Genomic DNA, 19,465 nt, shown 5'->3' with positions numbered 1-19,465 from the left:
GTGCATGCCCAGCTTGTGGCCATAGGTCAAGGCCAGACCCGCTCCGCCGGCTGAGGCGCAGATGGTGCGGTCCAGGCGAGCCGCACCGAGCGCGTTCCAGAGCCGCCCGGCCATCGCTTCGCCCTGGATCAGACCCATGGTGCCGGCATAGCTGTAGGGCTGGATGCACTGTGGATCCTTCACCGCCTTCAGCCGCGCGGCAATGTCGGCAAGGGCCTCGGCCCAGCTTACCTGCACGAAGCGTGGCGCCTCGGTCTTGCCGCTGACCCGCTTGAGCGGGTGCAACACCCGCTCGGCGTGATAGGTACGCTCGGCGTAGCGCGAGACCTTGGTGCACAGCGCGCCGTGGGTGCTGGGATGCTCGGCACGACCCTGCACCTTGATGACGCGCTCGTTCTCGACGGTGATCTGCAACGCGCAGGTGTCGGGGCAGTCGTGGGGGCAGGCGCCGAAGACGGTACGGGTGGTCATGACAATCGCAGATCGGGCAGAGCCGCGATTGTCGCCATCCACCGCCGTTTCTGCTCAAAGTTGGCTCATGCCCCCATCGACGACGATCTCGCTGCCGACGATGAAGGCCGACTCAGGCGCACTGAGGTGCAGCACGGTGGACGCAATCTCCTCGGGCGTGCCGAAGCGGCCCAGCGGCACCTGACTCTGGATCTGCGCCGCGACCTGCGTCAGCGTGTCGGCGTCGAAGCCCAGCTTGCCGTACAACGGTGTCGCCACCGGGCCGGGGCTGATGACGTTGACACGGCCCCCTTGCGGCAGCAGCTCGGCCGATAGCGTCTTGGCCAGGGAGATCAGGGCAGCCTTGCTGGCAGCGTAAACGGCCGAGTTGGGCATGCCGATGTGGGCATTGATGGAGCCGTTCAACACGATGGACGCGCCCGGGGCCAGCACGGGGCGCAGCGCCTGGATCAGGAAGAAGGCGCCCTTGGCATTGGTGGCGAAGGTGCGGTCCCAGAGGTCCTCGCTGGCGTCGGCGAGCGAGGCGAACTCGGCGATGCCCGCGTTGACGAAGACGGCATCGAGCTTGCGCCCGGCGGCGGCGAGGTGAGCGCCCAGGGCCCGGGCACCGGACACGTCGGCGGCATCCAACAGCATCACCTCCAAGCCTGGTACGTCGTGCGTCTTGCCTGGGCGGGCCGTGACGATGACGTGGGCGCCTTCGGCGGCGAAGGCGCGGGCGGCGGCCAGGCCGATGCCGGACGTGCCGCCGGTGACGAGGACGGTCTTGTTCGTGAAGCGGGCCATGATGTTTCCTTTCGAGGGGTTGAAGCGGCGTTGGTGCCGTGGACTCGATACTCGGTCTGGCCCCCTCTTTTGACGTCCGGCCGCGTTGGCCGACTCGTGCAAGGCTTTCGAACATGCTCAGCGACGACGAGATCCAGTTGATGGAAGCCATCCGTGCGAGCGGCAGCCTGTCGCGTGCGGCGGCCAGCCTGGGCAAGGCGCCGTCCACGGTGTCGTACACGCTGCGTCAGATCGAGGGCCGCTTCGACGCACTGCTGTTCGACCGCCGCCGCTACCGGCTGCAGCTCACCGCCGCTGGCGCCCTGCTGGTGCGCGAGGCGGCGCGCCTGCGCGACGACATGCAGCGCCTGACCCGCCGCGTCACGCAGGTGGCCCGGGGATGGGAGGATCGACTGCGCATCGTCAGCGACGAGATCATCGAGTTCGACTCGCTGCTGCCAGTCATCCGCGACTTTGATGCCCTGGACTCGGGTGTCAGCCTGCGCCTCACGCACGAGGTGCTGGGCGGTACCTGGGAGGCGCTCGCCGAAGGCCGGGCCGATCTCGTCATTGGCGCGACCAACGAGCCGCCCGCCCTCGTCGGCCTGCAGTGGCGCGAGCTGGGAGAGATGCGCTGGGTCTATGCCGTCTCGCCGCGCCACCCGCTGGCCAAGGCCAAGTTGCCGCTGGTCGCCGAGCAATTGCAGGCCCACCGCGCCGTCGTCGTGGCCGACAGCTCGCGACGCGGCGATGGCCGGGCCTACGGCCATGGCGCCGGCCAGCCGACGCTGGCCGTGCCCAGCATGGCCGCCAAGATCGCGGCCCAGCGCGCCGGCCTGGGCGTGGGCTGGCTGCCCGAAGCGCGCATCGCGTCGCTGCTGCAGCGTGGCGAGTTGATCGCCAAACCGGTGGCCGTGCCACGCGAGCCCAACAGGCTCTACCTCGGGTGGCGCGCTGGCGATGGCCGCGCGCTGGTCTGGTGGCTGGAACGACTGGGCGACGCGCGGCTGTGCCGGCTGCTCGTCGATGGCGTCGACGCCTACGCCTGAAGCGGCAGCGCGAGCCGCGCGATGCAGCCGTGCGGCGCTGCCGGGAGCAGTTGGGCGCTGCCGCCATGGCGCTCGGCGATCTCTCGCACGATGGCCAGACCCAGGCCGCAGCCCTCGCCGTGGGAGGCACCTCGCACGAAGCGCTCGAAGGCTCGCTCGCGCAGCTCGGGCGCGAGGCCGGGGCCATCGTCCTCGACGTCCAGCCACAGGTCGTCGCCCACGCGTCGCAGCCTCACGGTGATGGTCGCGCCCGAGCCGGCGTAGCGCACCGCGTTGTCGATGAGGTTGACCAGGGCCTCACGCAGCAGCAGCGCCACGCCCTGCACGCGAAGGCCCGCATCGACGACGTCCACACCCAGGTCGCAACCGCCGGCCAGGGCGCGCGGTACCCAGTCAGCCGTGGCTTCATGCACGAGATGGTCGCAATCCACCGCCGCCCATCCCTGGGCCGCCACGGCCTCGGGCTCGGCGCGCGCCAGCACCAGCAACTGCGAGACCAGGCGGGCCCCGCGCACCGCGCTCTCGTGCACGCGTTGCAGGCGCTGGCGCAGCGCGGGGTCGGTGGCCAATTCGAGGGCAAGTTCGGCCTGGCTCTTCAGCCCCGCCAGCGGTGTGCGCAGTTGGTGGGCCGCGTCGCTGATGAACCGACGCTGCGTGGCCAGGTTCTGCTGCACCTGGCCCAGCAGCTCGTTGACGGCGCCGGCCAGCGCACCGACCTCGGGCGGCGCGGCGCGCAGCTGCACCGGATCCAGCGCATCGGCGCGGCGTCCCTCGACCTGCCGTTGAAGCTCGGCCAACGGCTTGAGCCCCTTGCGGATGCCGGCCCAGACGACCATGCTCATCAGCACGATCAGCAGCGACAGCGGCAGCGCCGTGTCCAGCAGCATGCGCCGGGCCAGCAGCTCGCGCGACGCGCTGAGGCGAGCGACCTGCACGCGCAGCGTCGAGTCCGCCGCACCGGCGGCGCCGAGGTGCTGGTCCAGCGAGACGACGCGCATGGGCTCAGGCACGATGGTGTCGAAGAACACGGGCTCGTTCAGGGCCGGCGTGCCGGGTGGCGGCGGCAGGCGCGCATCGCCCAGTCGCAGTTGCCCCGGCGGCGAGCTGACCGTGTAGATGACGCGACCATCGGGGTCGGCCGAATCGGTGCTGAGGATGTCCTGGGCCGAGCGCGGCAGGTCGACGAAGATGCCGCTGGCCGTGGGCTTGATCTGGCGGGCTAGCGCGCGGGCGGCCTGCAACAAGCTGGCGTCGACAAGCTCGTCGGCATGGCGGCTTGCGAGTCGGTAGGCCCCAAAGGCCGCCACCAGCCACAGCACGATCTGCGGCAGCAGCAGCCACAACAGCAGTTGCCGGTGCAGCGAGCGACCGTTCACGATGCCGATGTGGCTTCGAGCAGATAGCCCAGGCCGCGCACCGTGCGCACGGCCAGCCCCGAGCCTTCGAGCTTCTTGCGCAGGCGATGGATGTAGACCTCGATGGAGCCGCCCTCGTCTGCGCCCCAGGCGTCGACGATCTGCTGCTTGCTGACGACGCGGTCTCGCTCGGTCAGCAGCAGGTCCAGCAGCGTCCACTCGCGCGGACTCAGCTCCAGCGGTTCGCCGCTGATGCTGGCGCGGCGGGCGGCGCGGTCCAGGCTCAGGCGGCGCAACTGCTGGGTTTGTGAGGCCGGGCGGCCGCGGCGCATCAGCGCGTGCAGGCGCGCCTCCAGCTCGGGGAAGTCGAAGGGCTTGGTCAGGTAGTCGTCTGCACCGGCCTGTAGGCCGGCCACTCGATGCTCCAACGCGTCCAGCGCGGTCAACACGAGGATGGGCATCGTGCGGCCCGCTTCGCGCACGCGCTTGAGCACGGTCAGGCCGTCCACCAGCGGCAGGCCCAGGTCGAGGATGGCGACGTCGAAATCCTGCTTGCGCAGCAGGTATTCGGCCACGGCGCCGTTCTCGGCCCACTCCACCTTGAACGATGCGTTAAGCAACTGCTGCTGCAGTGCATCGGCCAGCAGGGCGTCGTCTTCGGCGAGCAGCAAGTTCATCGTGCGCCGACTGTAGCTGCCCCAGTCCTCATGGTTAATACGATATTAAGTTTATTAATCCTAAGTAATCATGTCGGACCTATGAGGAGATCGTCTTGACCCGCGTTCACATCCAGGACCTCGGCATCCGCTTCGGCAACCACGAGGTCATCAAGGGGTTGGACCTCGATGTCCACAGCGGCGAATTCCTCGTGCTGCTGGGCCCCTCGGGCTGCGGCAAGTCCACACTGCTGCACACCATCGCCGGCCTCAATCCCGTGAGTAGCGGCAGCATCCACATCGGCGAACAGGACATGACCAGCGCCGAGCCCAGCCAGCGCGGCGTGGGCATGGTGTTCCAGAGCTACGCGCTGTACCCGACCATGACGGTGAAGGAGAACCTCGCCTTCCCGCTGAAGATGGCCAAGACCCCCAAGGCCGAACTGGAGAAGCGCGTGGCCGCCGCGGCCGACATGCTGCAGCTGGGTCCCTTGCTGGAACGCCGCCCCAGCCAGCTGTCCGGCGGCCAGCGCCAGCGCGTCGCTATCGGCCGCGCGGTGGTGCGCGAGGCCAAGGTGCTTCTGCTGGACGAACCGCTTTCCAACCTCGACGCCAAGCTGCGCACCGACCTGCGGCGCGAGCTCAAACTGCTGCACGCGCGCCTGGGCAATACCATGATCTACGTGACCCACGATCAGGTCGAAGCGATGACGCTGGCCACGCGTATCGTCGTCATGCACCAAGGAGTCATCCAGCAGATCGGCACGCCGGCAGAGGTCTACGACAGACCGAGGAACCTGCGCGTGGCAGGGTTTGTCGGCTCGCCGGCCATCAACCGCATCGAGGGTCAAGTGGGCGAAGGCGGCCAGTTCGTGTCGCCGGCCCTGAAGCTGGCGCTGCCCGCGGCGCTGGCATCCCGCCCACCGGGCGAGGTACTGACACTGGCGGTGCGCCCCGAGAACGTGCGCCTGGGAGCCAATCAGCCCTTTGGCGGCGAGATCCAGCTCGTCGAGCCGCTGGGCAACCAGCACGTCGTGTGGCTGAGCTCCGCCGGCACCACCCTCTCGGCCGTACTGCCGGGACAGCCAGAGGTGGAGGACGGTGCGAAGGTCGGATTTGGCTTCGACGCAGCGAAGACGCTTTGGTTCGACGCCGCGGGCGACCGCCTGGAGGTCTGAGGCCTCAGAAGACGTTGGCCTTGGACTTGGCCTTCTCGGCGGCATCCCGGTCATCGCGCCCTTTTGCCTGGCTCTCGGCGGCGGCGAACAGGTCTGCGTTCAGATAGGTCAAGGTGGTGGGCTCGCTGATGAAGAACGGCCTCTTGAAGACGAGCTGCATCCCCTCCGGGAAGCGCCAGACGTAGCTGCCGTCGCTGACGTACTCGGCCGCGAAGTCCGACGTGCCCCGCGAAGCCGCGGGGCTGCCGTATTTGGACTTCAGCATCTTGCGCAGTGTCTCGTTCCGGTAGTCGACCTCGTATTGAGCGGTCATCACCCGGTCGCCGACATAGGTGACCGTTAGGTTCTTGACCGCGGGAATGCCGAGCGCAGCGACGTCGAAACGCTCCGCCGGGCCTTTGCGGCCCTTGCTCTTGGCGCCGGCGGCGCGCGCTGCCCCCTGGAACTGCGCGACGGACGCCGAGGCAAGATCGATGCTGAACAGCGAAAGCCGTTCGCCACTGACCCCCGGCGCAGGTGGCGCAGCCCGGCTGGCGGCGGGCAGTATGGCGACGGTGGCAGCGGAGGCGGCAAGCAGGAGGCCGACCAGGCGGCGGGACGGATTCATCATGACGGCGAACATAGGGCTTGAGAGGAACGGGATCAAAGACTGGCCTTGAGCTTGCGCAGATCCTCGGTCGACAGGGCCGCGTCGTCCGCGGGCACTTCGGATCTGAGAGGGCTCTGCACCGCATCGGGCTCCGCGGCGGACCGATGGCGCGCCGAGGAGGCGGCCGGGCGGACGGGCAGGGCCTCAGCAGTCCGCGCCAAGGCGCCCGGCGGCCGGGGCAGAGTGCGCTCCGCGGCCGGCGCCAAGGCGGCTGCACCGTCTTGCGGGATATCGCTCTCGCGCCCTGAGCCGACGCCCCCCGCCTGCACCTGACCGTAGAGCCAGGCCGCGATCGCGACCAGGGCCCAGAAGCCCGCGACGGCGACGACAAACCGCGTCCGAGGGCCGGATTGCACAGCAGCGGCGCCCCGACGCGGGAGCAACTGCGGTTCTTCAATGGGCGCCTCTAACAGGCGGCGTACGGCACGTTTGGCCGTCTGGACGAAGCGGTCCGGCTGACGAACCTCGGCCAGCGGGTTGTGGGCGAAATCGTTGCGTACGGATGCCAGATAGCGCAGGTCGGCCACCAATTCGCTGGCCAGCCGATGCTGGACCGCGCTGACGCGCGAGTGGATGCCGGTACCGTCGGCCTGGAAGCGGTTTGCCAGGATCCATTCGACCCAGCGGGCCGCCTCCATGACACCCGCTGTGTCTGCCTGGACGCGCTGGATTCTTTCGAGGATCTCGGCCGATGTGGGCGCCGCGCTCAAGATGAAACTCCTGTGGGACAAAGATGCAAGGGATGGCGCAAGCGCAGGCTCGGGATCACCACGAGTCGAGGCTGCTGCCAGTTGAAATGCCCGGGCTCAAGTCGTCGGACGAGAACGAATGCGTGGCGAAGGTGTCGGCCCCGAAGGCATGGTCCGAGCCGAACATGTCGCTGGACTGCGTGCCGTAGAGGTTGCCGCCCACGTCGACGCCGCCGATGGAATCGCCGACCATGGGCAGGCCGGTGGCAGGGTTGATTACCGGCAGGGACGAGGCGCCGTCGAGGGCGTCGTCCCACGAATGACCGACATCGTGCACCGGGGATGCGAACGCCTGCGCGCCCAGTGCCGCGGCCGCACCCAGGCCCACTCCGGCGAGTGCCCCATGACCTGCGTCGACATCGGTGGAGGATCGGAGCGCTTCCGGGGCACGGGCTGACCGGTGCACGTGCCCTGCCCCGGACCCGGACCCGGAGCGGACGGCGAACCATGCCACGCAGGCCAGGAAGGCCGTACCCGTCACGACGGGCATGCGCAGCAGTCCGGGCTCCACGAACGCCGGAACGATCCATGCGCTGACAAGCCAGCAAACCGCGAACACCGCGGTGACCTTGATGAAATGCAACGCCCTCTGGATCCTGCTCACTTCCTCGTCCCTGAGCGTTAGTCGAGCGGCGGATTCTTGGGGAGCCTGGACCGGCCCAGGAGCGAAAAAACGCGCCGGGTGTGAACTACTGCAGCCCCGAGACCCGACAGCCCCCGAGGTACTTGAGCAAGGTGGCGATATGAGTGCCCGGCATATCAAGACCTGGCACATCCGTGCCGCTTGCGCACACTTTCCCCCCTTCGCGGACGTCCATTGAGGCTGATTCCGCAACAGTCCATTCCAGCCGGGCAGCCTTTTGACCACGGCTCCGGACCCGATGTGCAGAACCGTGCGAGGCGCCCAGAAGTCGCCGGCGCACGAGGGGCCGCCCATCGGTGGCCCGACAGCCATCGAAAGACAAGACCATGAAGTACAAGACCCTTGCCCTCTCCGCCCTGGCCCTGGCCGCCAGCTCCGCCGCCCTCGCCCAATCCTCCGCCCCACAGGTGACGCTGTATGGCACGTTGGACGCCAACGTGCAGTTGCTCGACGGGGCGGCGCGCCAGACACGCGTGCAGTCCGGCGGCCTGTCCGGCTCGCGCTTCGGCCTGCGCGGCAACGAAGACCTGGGAGGTGGCTTCAAGGCCTTCTTCACGCTGGAGTCGGGCATCAACGTCGATGACGGCAGCTACGGCCAGAACAGCTTCTGGGGCCGACAGGCCTTCGTCGGCCTGGGCACGCCCTATGGCTCGGTCTCGCTGGGCCGACAGTACGGTAGCGTCTACACCCTCTCGAACGAGTTCAGCCAGTTCTCCAATGTCGGCACCGGCGCCAGCACGGCCGTGATCGGCGGCTTCGGCGGCTACGAGCCGGTGCGCGGCAGCGACAACTCAGCCACCGGCAACGGCGGCCCGGCACGGGTCAACAACTCTGTCAAGTTGGAGAGCGTCAACTACGGCGGCTTCAGCGCTGGCGCGCTTTGGGGCCTCGGCGAGGTGGCGGGCAATACCAAGGGCAACCGCGTCGCTGACCTGTACGGCCGCTACACCGGCCACGGCTTCGACGCGATGGTGTCACTGGTGGACGACAAGGCCGACGCACTTGGTCGCAACTTGCGCACCGTGTCTGCCGCCGCAGCCTACGACTGGGGCAACGCGCGCTTCAACGGCGGCGTGATGCAGGTCAACGACCGCAGCGCCGCCGACCGCGACGGCAAGGGCTACTGGCTCGGCGCCAGCTACCGGATGGGCCAGCACCTGTTCAAGGGCCAGTATGTGGAGAGCAAGAACGACGGAGCACTCACCGACGGCAAGACCCAGGCCTTCGGCGTGGGCTACCAGTACGACCTGTCCAAGCGCACGGCGCTGTACAGCTCGCTGACCCGCTTCAAGAACGACGGCGCGGGCTACGTCAGCCGAGCGGCCGGCACCATTCCCGTGGGCCTGACCGACGCGAACGACCGAAACCTGACCGAAGTCGTTGCCGGCATCCGCCACAGCTTCTGACGCCGGACCGGGAGCAGTCCCCGTGGACTGTCCAACGCCGCCGGAAGGCCGTACGGCCTGCTGGCGGCACGGGTTCAACCCCGGCAATCCTCCCAGGTGCGCGGACATCCCGCCGCGCCCTCTTGGCCCACTCCACAAAGAGTGGGCATTTTTTTGGACCGCGCGCGGCGGCCCACCCTCACTCTTCCTTGTAGATGCGCACCCAGTCCACCAGCATGCGCGCCGGCAACGGCGTGGTGGCGTCGGGCGCGCCGGGCCAGTCGCCGCCGACGGCGAGGTTGAGGATGACAAAGAATGGCTTCTCGAAGACCCAGGTGCCGCCCGCCGGCAGCAGCGCAGGCGTGAGCCGGTGGAACTCGACGCCGTCGACGTACCAGACGATCTCATTGGGCCGCTTGACGATGGTGTAGGTGTGGAAGTCACTGGCCACCGGCCCGCCGAACTCGCGCGGTTTGGCGATGCCCTGCGCCCCCGAATAGCCTGGACCATGCAGCGTGCCGTACGTGGTGTTGGGTGTCTTGCCGACGAACTCCATGATGTCGATCTCGCCGGACTTGGGCCAGCCAACCGTCGCGAGGTCGGTACCGAGGGTCCAGAACGCGGGCCAGATGCCCTGGCCGGACGGCAGCTTCATGCGCGCCTCGACCTTGCCGTAGGTGAAGCCGACCTTGTTGCTGGTGTGGATGCGGGCGGACGTGAACTCGCAGGGCTTGGCGTTCCAGCAGGGTCCCGGATTGCTGGCCTTCTCGGCAGTGATCACCAGCATGCCGGCGCCGTCCAACTGCGCATTGCGCGCATTGGCGGTGTAGTACTGGAACTCGTGATTGCCCCAACCATTGTTCTCGGCGTTGCCGAGGTCGTAGTTCCAGTGGGCCGGGTTGGGCACGGTGCCGGCGGCACCGTTGAACTCGTCGCTCCAGACCAGCGTCCAGTTCTTCGAGGGCGCGGGGACAGGCGCGGGGGCAGGCGCCGGGGCCGCCGTGGCGGATCCCCCACCACCGCAGGCAGTAAGCACGGCGGCGATGACGGGCAGCACGCCGCGCCAGGGGTGGGGGGCCGGGGTGGGTCTGTTCATGCTTGTCTCCTGTGTTGTCGCTGTTGTCGAAGGCTCAGCCGCGCCAGGCCTGGAGGAACTCGCGGTACCAGTCGGCGCTGGCCTTGGGCGTGCGGGCCAGCGTCTTGTAGTCCACATGCACGATGCCGAAGCGCTTCAGGTAGCCACTGGCCCATTCAAAGTTGTCCATCAGGCTCCAGACCATGTAGCCAGCCATGGGGACACCCTGCTGCAGGGCGCTGGCCACGGCGGCGATGTGGCCGCGCAAATAGGCGATGCGGTCGTCGTCCTGTACGCGGCCGTTCACGAGGGTCTGGTCCTTGAAGGCCCCGCCGTTCTCGGTCACGTAGACGGGTGGCAGGCCGGGATAGTCGCGGTGCAGCAGGCACAACAGGTCGGTCAGGCCCTGGGGATAGACCTCCCAGTCCATGTCGGTGACGGGCAGGCCACGTTCCTTGGCGCCCCAGTCCGTGCCGCTGGCAGACACGACGGTGCGGGTGTAGAAATTGACGCCCAGGTAGTCCATGGGCTGGGCGATCGATGCCATGTCGCCGGGTTGCACGAGGGGTGCGTCGCCCCCCAGCTCGGCCAGCACCTCTTCGGGATAGCTGCCCTTGAAGAGCGGATCAGCGTACCAGCGCCGGCCGCGCGCATCGGCCATGGCCGCGGCGGCGATGTCGTCCGGCATGGCGGTGGCCGGCACGCAGGATGAAAGGTTCAGCACAATGCCAAGCTGGCTCTTCGCACCGTCGGCGCGCAATGCCTGTAGCGCAAGGCCATGGCTGAGCAGCAGGTGGTGGCAGACCTGGGCCGCAATCATGCGGCTCTTGATGCCCGGCGCGAAGTTGCCCTGCTCATGGCCCAGCACGGCGACGACCCACGGCTCGTTGTGCGTCGTGAGGCCGTCCAGGCGGTCACCAAGGCGAGCATTGACGTGGCGGGCGTAGTCGACGAAGCGGTGCACGGTGTCGCGCTCCTGCCAGCCGCCGCGGTCCTGCAGGCCCTGAGGCAGGTCCCAGTGGTTCAGCGTGGCCCAGGCCCGGATGCCGCGTTGCTTCAGCCCGTCCACCAAGCGCTCATAGAAATCCAGCCCCTTGTCGTTCCAGTCGCCATGCCCCAGCGGCTGCACGCGTGGCCACGCGATGGAGAAGCGGTAGGCGTTGACGCCCAACGACGCGATGAGGTCGAGGTCCTCCTCGAGGCGGTGGTAATGGTCGCAGGCGATGTCGCCGTTGCTGGCGTCAGCGATGGCGCCAGGCTGCTTGCAGAAGCGGTCCCAGATGGACTCGCCTTTGCCGTCTGCGTGGGCCGCGCCTTCAATCTGGAAGCTGCTGGTGGCCACCCCCCAGACGAAGTTGGACGGGAACTGACGGTGCAATGGGCTTTGAGACATGGACATTTACTTGACAGCGCCGGCGGTCAGGCCCGCGATCAGTTGGCGCGACGAGATGACGAAGAGGACCAGCAGGGGCAGCGTCGCGATGGCCGAGCCGGCCATAAGCGCCCCCCATTCCGTGCTGGTGGTGCTGAAGAGGCTGCGCAGCGCCAGTGGAAGCGTGTAGTTCTCGGCGCTGCGCATGACGATGAGCGGGTTCATGAAGTTGTTCCATGAACTGATGAAGGTGATGAGGCCCAGCGTGCCGAGGGCCGGCTTCATCAGTGGCAGCGCGATGCGCCAGTAGATGCCGAGCTCGCTGGCGCCGTCGATGCGCGCGGCGCTGAGCAACTCGCGCGGCACCGTGGAGGCCGCGAACTGGCGCATCAGGAAGATGCCGAAGGCGCTGGCCGCACCCGGCAGGTACAGCGCGCGGTGGGTGTCAATCCAGCCCAGCGCGTCCATCACCATGAAGGTGGGAATCATGTTCATGAAGGCCGGCACCATCAGAGTGCCCAGCACCAGCGCGAACAGCGCCTTCTTGAAGCGGAACTCCAGCATCGCGAAGGCATAGCCGGCCATGGAACAGAACAGAAGCGTCAGCGCAGTGGACATCAGGCCCACGTAGAGACTCCAGCCGACGTTCTTCCAGAATGGCAGCCGCGTCGTCAAAACCTGGATGTTGTTCAGCAGCTCACCGCTGAACCACAGTGGCGGCGGCACATTGAAGATGTCGGTGCGCGACTGCGTGGCGAACACGAACATGAAGTAGAACGGCGCCAGCATGATGAGCGCGCCGACAGCCACGAGGGCATAGGCAAGCAGCCTCGGGGTTTGCTTCATGTCTTCACCTGCCGTTCCGCGAACGCCCTGTTGGTGAGCCAGGTCAGGGCCGCGATAACGCCGAACATGATCCAGGCCAGCGCACTGGCACCGCCGAAGTCGCTGAAGTCGAAGGCCAGGCGGTAGAGGTAGATGCCCACGGTCATCGCGGCCTGATCGGCGCCGCCCTTGCCGTTGGTCAGGATGAAGGGCTCCTCGAAAAGCTGCAGGCCACCGATGACGGACAGCGTCACACCGAACAGGATCATGGGGCGCAGTCCGGGCAGCGTGATGCGCCAGAACTGTTGCCAGGGGCCGGCCCCGTCAAGTTTGGCGGCCTGGTAGAGGTCGTGCGGAATGGTCTGCAGTGCGGCGAGATACAGCACGAGGTTGAAGCCCACATAGCGCCAGAACACGACGATGGCGACCGCAGGCTTGATCGCTTCCGGCGAGCGCATCCAGTGGATGTTCTCGATGCCGAACATTCCATGCAGCGCCTGGTTGACCAACCCGTAGTCGGTCGAGAAGAGCGAGCCGAACAGCATCGCGATGGCCACAGTGGACGTGATGTAGGGCAGGAAGTAGGCGCCCGAGATCAGGCCGCGCCAGCGTTTGAGACCCTGATGCAGGAAGACGGCCAGCGGCAGCGCGACGAGATGCTGCGGCAAGCCCGACACGATGGCCAGCCACAGCGTGTTGTAGAGCGACTTCCAGAACCAGCCGTCGGTCAGCGCGAAGACGAAGTTGTCCAAGCCGACGAACTGCATGGCGTCCAGCCCGCTCGTCGGCTCCCAGCTCTGGAAGGCCAACCACAGGGAGAACAGCAGCGGGAACAGGCCGAAAGCCGCGAACAGGAGCAAAAAGGGGCTGACCAGGACGTAGGGCGCCCAGGCGGAGGGAATGCGCAGTCTCATCAGCGATGGGCCCTGTGAACGAGCAGGGCCTGGGCGTCCGCCAGGGCCTTGGGGATGGGCTTGCCGTACTCCAGCACGTTGTCCAGCTCGGCATTGACGACCTCGTCGGCGAACTTCTGCTGCTTGTGCAACTTGACCACCGGGATGCGCCTCGCCGCTTCGCGCCACAGCAGCCGGGCATGCTGGCCCCCGAGGAAAGGCACCGGCTGGTCAAAGAAGGCGTCGTCCTGCGCGGCCAGCAGGGCCGGGAAGGCGTCCTGCGAGCGGAAGGCATCGAGCTGGCGCTGGCGGTCCAGCGTCAGCTCCTGGATCAGTTGCCAGGCCAGTTGCTTGCGCTCGGGCGCAGAGCGGCGCGGGATGGCGTAGTAAGTACCGCCGTAGGAGCAGAAGGTGTTCTCGGGCAGTTGAGCCACGCGCCATTTGCCGGCCGTACCGGGCGCCACCCAGTTGGCCATCTGGCCTGCCATCCAGCCACCGGACATCTCGGTGGCCAGGCGGCCGCGCTTGAGCATCTCGGCCCAATCGTTGAACCAGACCTCGACACGCGCATCCAGCCCCTGGCGACGCACCTTGCGGGCCAGCTCGAAGGCGCGCACGAAGCGCGGCGAGGTGATCTGCGCCCGCCCCTGGTCATCAAAGAACTGGCCTTCGCCCGGCGGTGTGCCGGCGCGCACGATGATGTCCTTGAGCAAGCGCACGTCGCCGATCAGGTAGGCGCCCGTCCGGGCCTTGAGCTGGGCACCGGCCTCGACATAGCTTTCCCAGGAGTGCGTCAGGTCGGTCTCTTTCAGGCCGGCCTGGGCGAGCAGATCTGTGCGATAGAACAGCGAACCGGGGCCGATGTCGCTGGGCATGGCGACGATGGCGCCCTGGCGGTTGCGCGCCGTGTCGATGGCGAAAGGCACGAACCCCTCCCTGAAGCGCTCCGCGCCAAAGGCAGGCGCCGACAGGTCCTCCAGGCCCGAGCCCAGCGCGAAACGCCCCAAGTAGCTGGTCTCTAGCGCGATGACGTCGGGCAGGTGGCCTGAGGTGGACAACGCCGTTGTCATGGCCGTGTGATGGTCGTCGAACTGGCGGCTGACGACCTGGGTTCGGATGCCGGGATGGCGCTGGCTCCAGCCCTTGAGGAGGTCCTTGGCGATGACGTCGACCAGCGGGAAGGCCGCCACCGTCAGCGGGGACGGCACGCTGGCTTCGCCCACACCGGTCGCGCCTCCGAGGGCGGCGGCCAGCAGGTGGCGGCGAGGGAAGGAATGAGAGCTTGACATGATTCTGAAAGCGCTTTCAAGATTGTGCTTCAAGCCGCAGGCTGTCCCAGCAGCACAAACCCTAGGAGGTCCGATGGCCCGAGCTCCGCCAGCCAACGGGCGGCATCGCCCCCCGGGCCGCCGCCTGGCACGCACGCCTACACTCGCGGCATCCCCCGCCCGTCGCCGATGAACGCCAAGCCTCCCCCCGCCAAGAAAGCGCCTTCAAGCCGCCCGGACGGCGCCGTCACGCTGGAACAGGTGGCAGAGCTGGCCGGCGTGTCGCCGAGCACGGTGTCGCGCATCCTGAATGGCACGGCCGCTGTCAGCCAGGCCAAGAAGGATGCCGTGCTGGCGGCAATCCAGGCGCTGGGCTTCCGGCCCAACCCGGTGGCGCGCGGCTTGGCGGGGGGGCGCACGCTGAGCGTGGGCGTCGTCACTCAGATCATCTCCAGCCCGTTCTACGGTGAGGCCCTGCTCGGCATCGAGCGCGAGCTGGAGCGTGCGGGCTACGTGCCGCTGTTCGTCTCAGGCAACTGGCATGAGGACGACGAGCGCAAAGCCATCGAGACCCTGCTTTCGCGCCGCGTCGACGGCGTCATCGTGCTGGCCGGCCGCATCGCCGACGCCGAGCTGACCAAGGTGTCGGACAACCTGCCGGTCGTTGTCGTCGGCCGCCAGTTGGCCGGGCCGCAGCTGTTCAGCTTCAGCTTCGACAATCGGGAGGGGGCCCGGCTCGCCACCCAGCATTTGATCGACCAGGGCCACCGCCGCATCGCCTTCATCGCCGGCGACTTGATGCACGACGACGCCGTCGAGCGTCAGAACGGCTATTTCGACGCACTCGCCGCCGCCGGCATCGCCGTCGACCCCAACCTCATCGTGCAGAGCGACTACACAGAGGCCGGCGGCATGCTGTCGGTCTCGCGACTGCTGGAGCGCGACGCCCACTTCACGGCACTGTTCGCATCCAACGACCAGATGGCCATCGGCGCCTGCCTGGGCCTACACCGCCGCAACCTGCGCGTGCCGGACGACGTGTCGCTCGTCGGCTTCGATGACCTCATCATGGCGCGCTACGCCATGCCGCCGCTGACGACCGTGCGCCAGTCGGTCTACGAGATCGGTGTCGAGGCGGCGACGGCCATGCTGGAGATGTTGCGCGGCGGCCAGCCTAAAGCCCAACTCCCCGGCCCCGAGCTGGTCGTGCGCGAGAGCACGCGGCGCATGCCGCGCTGAGCATCAGCCTCGGCACCGCTGATCCTTCCGCCCCCACCGGGGGTGACGAATACGACTCGCGGGTGACTGTTGTTCGGCCCGGGTAAACCATGTGGCCGAGCTCGGGAGTGCGACGCATCATGTTTTGAAAGCGCTTTCAGTCTTTTCGTCAGGATACCGCTTTTCAACCCTGGACAACCCTGAGCGCAGTCACCGCCTTGCGTCCCCTCCCATGGGGAGCATCGCAAGAGGCACTCGCAGGAATGGCAGTCGCGGCCCCGCTGCGTTGCCCGCCCGCCGCGACCGAGGGTGTTGCCTAGGTTGAAAGCGCTGCCAATGGCATATGCTTGAAAGCGCTTTCAGCTCACCATAGAGCACGACACGACAAGATCACAACTCTGGAGACAAGTGAATGAGACAGCCACGCCCTGCCCTTCGCCTCACAACCCTGGCCGCTGCCAGCGGCCTGCTGTTCGCCGGCGCCACGGCGCATGCGCAAGTCGCGGCGTCCGCCGCCAAGGACAAGGAGACGCAGCAACTCGAAACCGTGGTGGTGAAGGGCATTCGCTTCAGCCTCGAGACCTCGGTGGCGACCAAGCGCAACTCTGACTCCATCGTCGAAGCGATCTCGGCCGAGGACATCGGTAAGCTGCCTGACGCCAGCATCGCCGAATCGCTGGCCCGCCTGCCCGGCCTGACCGGCCAGCGCGGTCCCGACGGCCGTGTCAACGTGATCTCCATCCGCGGCCTGTCGCCCGAGTTCTCCGGCGTGCTGCTGAACGGCCGCGAGATCGTCAGCTCCAACGACAGCCGTGCCGTCGAGTACGACCAGTTCCCCGCCGAACTGGTCAACGCGGCCACCATCTACAAGACGCCCGACGCCAGCCTGGTGGGTCAGGGCCTGTCGGGCACGGTCAACATCCAGACTCTTCGTCCGCTGAGCCTGGGCAGCCGCCAGGTGGTGGTGAGCCTGCGCGGCGAGCGCAACTCCAACGGCACCATGGTGCCGGGTGTCACCGGCGCCACCGGCATGCGCTTCTCGGCCTCTTACGTGGACCAGTTCGCCAACCGCACGCTGGGCGTGGCGGTGGGGTTTGCGCGGCTCGATTCCCCGTCACAGACCAAGCAGACCGAGCTGGTGGAGTACGGCGACTACACGCCCTACGGCCTACCGCTGACAGGCAACGCCCCATCGAAGGTGGGCACCGGCCAGGCCCTGCTGCCCATGTACTGGACGGCGCAGACCGCCACCAAGAAGAACCTGCGCGACGGGCTGGTGGCTGTCGTCGAATACAAGCCCAGCGACGACCTGCATTCGCAGGTGGATCTCTACTACTCCAAGTTCAAGACCCACGAGGTCGCGGGCAAGTGGCAGCAGAGCCTGTTCGGTAACTGGTCCGCCGGCATCACGCCCGCGATGAGCAACATCACCACCGAACAGATTGGCAACAACACCTTCGCCACCGGCGCGACGATCTCGCAACTGGTCGCCAACGTCGGCAGCATGGACACGCGCCGTACGGACGACATCGTGGCCCTGGGCTGGAACACCAATCTCAAGTTGAACGAGAACTGGAGGGCGGTGACCGATCTCAGCTACTCGCGTGACAAGCGCAACGAGCGCTACGCCGAAGCCTACGCGGGCGGCTACGACTATGCCAACAAGGCCTGGACCTACGGCGCCTACCGCTGGAACGTGCCGACCAACGGCGACCCGCAGACCTTCACGCCCGTGCTGGCTGACCAGCTGTCCAACCCCGCCAAGATGGCCTTCGGCGACGTGGCCGGCATGGACTGGGTGCCCAATGAGGCTTGGCTGGGTGCCATCCGCCATCCGGAGGTCAAGGACGAGATCAAGTCGGCCCGCATTTCGCTAGAGCGGTCGCTGGAAGGCTTCTTCAGCCATCTCACTCTCGGCCTGAACTACACCGAGCGCGGCAAGGACGTCGCCAAGAACGAAGACCGGCTGCTGATGAAGAAGGACGCCAATGGCGAATTCATCCGCTCCATTCCCACCGGCGTGGTACAGCAGCCCTTCGACATGAGCTGGGCTGGTATCCCGCAGCTGCTGCGCGTGGACGTGCCGGCGCTGGTCGCCAGCGGTGCCGTCACGCTGGAGGAGGGGCAGTTCAGCAAGTGGGTGGCCAACAACTCCAATGTGCGGGAGAAGGTCAGCACCGCGTTCGGCAAGCTGGACATCGACACCGACCTGTGGGGTTTGTCGCTGCGCGGCAACCTGGGCCTGCAGGTGGTGCGGGCCAGCCAGAGTTCCGAGGGCTGGGAGTACCGCGGCAACGACGAGATGCCCGACAAGAGCCTGTTGTTCAAGCGCAATGGCGGCACCAGCTATACCGACGTGCTGCCGAGCATCAACCTCGTGGCCGACTTCCGCAACAACTGGATCGCTCGCCTGGGGCTGGCCACGTCCATCGTTCGCCCCAACATCGTGGACATGCGCGCCGGCACCAGCACTCCGGCGGTCAACGGAGATGCAGCCGGTACTCCGCACGCCGGTGAATGGACCACCGCCTACGCCGGCAACCCCGAACTCAAGCCCTGGCGCGCGGCCGGCATCGACCTATCGGTGGAGCGTTACTTCGGCAAACGCAGCTACGTATCGCTGGCCGGCTTCCGCAAGAACCTGCTCAGCTACATCTACAACCAGTTGACCGCAGTGGATGCCTCCGGTTTCCCGCAGGTGGCCCCCCCGGGAGTCACGCCCAAGCCCATTGCCCCGATGATCCAGCCGCGCAACGGCACCGGCGGCAAGGTGGAGGGCATCGAGTTCGCCGCGGCGCTGGAAGGCGGACTGCTCGCCAAGGCCTTGGACGGCTTCGGCGTCATCGTCAGCGCTTCCAAGCTGCGCAGCTCCATCAAGGACCAGAACCCCGATCCGACCGTCAGCACCGCGCGAGACGTCCCCCTCAACGGGCTGTCAGGCCGCTCCAACAGCGTGACGCTCTACTATGAGCGCGACGGCTTCTCGGCCCGCTTCAGCCAGCGGTACCGCTCGCCGTTCACGGCCACAACGCGCGATATCTTCCTGAACAACACCACCCTGCAACAGGCCGCCGACAAAGTGGCGGACATGCAGATCGGCTACGCGTTCGAAGAGGGCAGCCTGAAGGGCCTCGGTCTGACATTGCAGGTGGGCAACATCCACGACAAGCCGACCATGAACTACAAGTCGCTGGGTGGCGAGGCACCGGACAAGACGGCGCTGATGCCCAACTACATCCGCTACTTCGGACGCACCACCACGGTGGGCATGACCTACAAGTTCTAATGCGCAGATGAACGAAGTGAACGCCGTACGCAGTGTCGTCGTCGTGGGCGGCGGCACGGCCGGCTGGATGTGCGCTGCCGCCTTCGCCAAGGCGCTGGGCGGCAGCGTGCAGATCCGCCTGGTGGAGTCCGACGAGATCGGCATCATCGGTGTGGGCGAAGCCTCCATCCCCAACCTGACCGAGTTCAACCGGGCGCTTGGCGTCGACGAGGACGAGTTCCTGCGCGCCACGCAGGGCTCGTTCAAGATGGGCATTGAGTTCGTCAACTGGGGTGCCGTCGGCGAGCGCTACATCCACGGCTTCGGCCGCCTCGGCCAGCCCGAGGACACGGTGCCCTTCCACCAGTTCTGGCTGCGCATGGCGCGACAGGGCAAGGCCCGGCCGTTGAGCGAGTACTCGATCAACACGGCGGCGCCGCGTGAGGCCCGCTTCATGCGCGCGCGGCCCGACATGCCCGGCTCGCCGCTGGCCGAAATCGCCCACGCCTATCACTTCGATGCCAGTCTTTACGCGCGCTTCCTGCGCAAGTACGCAGAGCAGCGTGGCGTGCGCCGTACCGAGGGCAAGGTGGCGGGTGTGGAACAGCACGAGAACGGCCACATCGCCGCCCTGCGCATGGAAAGCGGC

17 protein-coding genes and 1 pseudogene are annotated in these 19,465 nt (G+C 67.3%); 6 read left to right on the top strand and 12 right to left on the bottom strand.

Annotated elements, in window-relative coordinates; all coding sequences use genetic code 11:
* Positions 1 to 471: pseudogene (locus VGF12_RS07370) on the bottom strand (molybdopterin oxidoreductase family protein); the annotation flags it as partial.
* A 54-nt stretch (positions 472 to 525) separates the two neighbouring features.
* Positions 526 to 1,257, bottom strand: a complete 732-nt coding sequence (locus tag VGF12_RS07365; protein WP_331175391.1) for an SDR family oxidoreductase — start codon at positions 1,255 to 1,257, stop codon at positions 526 to 528.
* Positions 1,258 to 1,370: 113 nt separating this feature from the next.
* Between VGF12_RS07365 and VGF12_RS07360 the strand changes: the two genes are divergently transcribed.
* The gene (locus tag VGF12_RS07360; RefSeq protein ID WP_331175390.1) at positions 1,371 to 2,285 is read left to right on the top strand and encodes a LysR family transcriptional regulator; all 915 of its coding nucleotides are present in this window, start codon (positions 1,371 to 1,373) and stop codon (positions 2,283 to 2,285) included.
* Here VGF12_RS07360 and VGF12_RS07355 read toward each other — a convergent pair.
* The gene (locus VGF12_RS07355) at positions 2,276 to 3,661 is read right to left on the bottom strand and encodes a sensor histidine kinase (RefSeq protein WP_331175389.1); all 1,386 of its coding nucleotides are present in this window, start codon (positions 3,659 to 3,661) and stop codon (positions 2,276 to 2,278) included. The two genes, VGF12_RS07360 and VGF12_RS07355, sit on opposite strands and share 10 nt — an antisense overlap.
* Positions 3,658 to 4,317 carry a response regulator transcription factor gene (locus VGF12_RS07350; protein WP_331175388.1) on the bottom strand — a complete coding sequence of 220 codons (660 nt, stop codon included), beginning with the start codon at positions 4,315 to 4,317 and terminating at the stop codon, positions 3,658 to 3,660. The genes VGF12_RS07355 and VGF12_RS07350 overlap by 4 nt, the downstream gene beginning before the upstream one ends.
* Positions 4,318 to 4,412: 95 nt before the next feature.
* Here VGF12_RS07350 and VGF12_RS07345 point away from each other — a divergent pair, with 95 nt between their 5' ends.
* Positions 4,413 to 5,474, top strand: coding sequence for an ABC transporter ATP-binding protein (locus VGF12_RS07345; protein WP_331175387.1), 1,062 nt, complete (start codon positions 4,413 to 4,415; stop codon positions 5,472 to 5,474).
* Between the two features lie 4 nt (positions 5,475 to 5,478).
* On the opposite strand, the gene VGF12_RS07340 is transcribed toward VGF12_RS07345, so the two are convergent.
* Genes VGF12_RS07340 through VGF12_RS07330 form a run of 3 tightly spaced genes read right to left on the bottom strand, consistent with a single transcriptional unit; the run spans position 5,479 to position 7,455 of the window.
* Complete coding sequence (locus tag VGF12_RS07340) at positions 5,479 to 6,120, bottom strand: hypothetical protein (RefSeq protein ID WP_331175386.1); 642 nt, start codon at positions 6,118 to 6,120, stop codon at positions 5,479 to 5,481.
* Entirely contained in the window at positions 6,117 to 6,833 is a 717-nt protein-coding gene (locus VGF12_RS07335) for a hypothetical protein (RefSeq protein WP_331175385.1), read from the bottom strand. Before VGF12_RS07335 ends, VGF12_RS07340 begins: the two co-directional genes overlap by 4 nt.
* 55 nt (positions 6,834 to 6,888) lie before the next feature.
* The gene (locus tag VGF12_RS07330; RefSeq protein WP_331175384.1) at positions 6,889 to 7,455 is read right to left on the bottom strand and encodes a hypothetical protein; all 567 of its coding nucleotides are present in this window, start codon (positions 7,453 to 7,455) and stop codon (positions 6,889 to 6,891) included.
* 386 nt (positions 7,456 to 7,841) lie between these two features.
* On the opposite strand from VGF12_RS07330, the gene VGF12_RS07325 reads away from it, so the two are divergent.
* Complete coding sequence (locus VGF12_RS07325; protein ID WP_331175383.1) at positions 7,842 to 8,921, top strand: porin; 1,080 nt, start codon at positions 7,842 to 7,844, stop codon at positions 8,919 to 8,921.
* A gap of 178 nt (positions 8,922 to 9,099) precedes the next feature.
* Here the strand turns inward: VGF12_RS07325 and VGF12_RS07320 are convergent, their stop codons facing one another.
* The 5 genes from VGF12_RS07320 to VGF12_RS07300 are packed head-to-tail and all read right to left on the bottom strand — an operon-like array spanning position 9,100 to position 14,354.
* Entirely contained in the window at positions 9,100 to 9,996 is an 897-nt protein-coding gene (locus VGF12_RS07320) for a glycoside hydrolase family 16 protein (protein WP_331175382.1), read from the bottom strand.
* A 34-nt stretch (positions 9,997 to 10,030) separates the two neighbouring features.
* Positions 10,031 to 11,368 (bottom strand): GH1 family beta-glucosidase, encoded by a 1,338-nt coding sequence (locus VGF12_RS07315; RefSeq protein ID WP_414710030.1) that lies wholly within the window; start codon positions 11,366 to 11,368, stop codon positions 10,031 to 10,033.
* 6 nt (positions 11,369 to 11,374) lie between these two features.
* A complete protein-coding gene (locus VGF12_RS07310; RefSeq protein WP_331175380.1) occupies positions 11,375 to 12,193 on the bottom strand; it encodes a carbohydrate ABC transporter permease in 819 nt (272 codons plus the stop codon).
* Complete coding sequence (locus VGF12_RS07305; protein WP_331175379.1) at positions 12,190 to 13,086, bottom strand: sugar ABC transporter permease; 897 nt, start codon at positions 13,084 to 13,086, stop codon at positions 12,190 to 12,192. The genes VGF12_RS07310 and VGF12_RS07305 overlap by 4 nt, the downstream gene beginning before the upstream one ends.
* Positions 13,086 to 14,354, bottom strand: coding sequence for an ABC transporter substrate-binding protein (locus VGF12_RS07300; RefSeq protein ID WP_331175378.1), 1,269 nt, complete (start codon positions 14,352 to 14,354; stop codon positions 13,086 to 13,088). Before VGF12_RS07300 ends, VGF12_RS07305 begins: the two co-directional genes overlap by 1 nt.
* A 168-nt stretch (positions 14,355 to 14,522) precedes the next feature.
* On the opposite strand from VGF12_RS07300, the gene VGF12_RS07295 reads away from it, so the two are divergent.
* From VGF12_RS07295 to VGF12_RS07285, 3 genes are all read left to right on the top strand, one after another.
* Positions 14,523 to 15,572, top strand: coding sequence for a LacI family DNA-binding transcriptional regulator (locus VGF12_RS07295; RefSeq protein WP_331175377.1), 1,050 nt, complete (start codon positions 14,523 to 14,525; stop codon positions 15,570 to 15,572).
* 391 nt (positions 15,573 to 15,963) lie between these two features.
* A complete protein-coding gene (locus VGF12_RS07290; protein WP_331175376.1) occupies positions 15,964 to 18,837 on the top strand; it encodes a TonB-dependent receptor in 2,874 nt (957 codons plus the stop codon).
* Between the two features lie 7 nt (positions 18,838 to 18,844).
* On the top strand, positions 18,845 to 19,465 hold a 621-nt coding region (locus VGF12_RS07285; protein WP_331175375.1), incomplete at its 3' end, for a tryptophan 7-halogenase.

This window comes from Roseateles sp., assembly GCF_036404855.1.
Lineage (GTDB): Bacteria > Pseudomonadota > Gammaproteobacteria > Burkholderiales > Burkholderiaceae_C > Pelomonas.
This window is presented reverse-complemented; position numbering and strand designations above follow the sequence as displayed.